The sequence below is a fragment of the Oleiphilus sp. HI0080 genome, from assembly GCF_001635135.1.
Genome location: NZ_LWFU01000166.1, coordinates 1 through 333, shown reverse-complemented (window position 1 = coordinate 333; position 333 = coordinate 1). Strand labels below are relative to the sequence as shown.

General features: G+C 49.5%; 1 protein-coding gene. It reads left to right on the top strand.

The window, feature by feature from the left end; all coding sequences use genetic code 11:
* Positions 1–310 (top strand): DUF4136 domain-containing protein (locus A3751_RS01880; RefSeq protein ID WP_197466102.1); only part of this gene is annotated, 310 nt, incomplete at its 5' end.
* Between the last annotated feature and the right edge of the window lie 23 nt (positions 311–333).

Genomic DNA, 333 nt, shown 5'->3' with positions numbered 1-333 from the left:
ATCTCAGAAGGAAAAACTACGAACTACAACGACGCCATCATCAAGTGTAGGTTACTACTCTTACCGCGGTGGGGCTGGATACCATGGCAGTGTTGGGATGTCTTTTGAGACAAGAACCTCGCAATACACAGAAGGGACGCTCAACATCGATGTTATCGATGCGGAGGACAGGCAAGTTATTTGGGAGGGTGTGGCCGTTGGCAGAATGAAAGAGACGCCGCCAGAAGATCTTAAGGGATATATTGGTGGGGTTGTAGAGGCGGTATTTGATCAATACCCGGTAAAACTTCCGGCTGACGAAGAGAGCTAGGTTCGCTGTTGACCGCAGCTTGA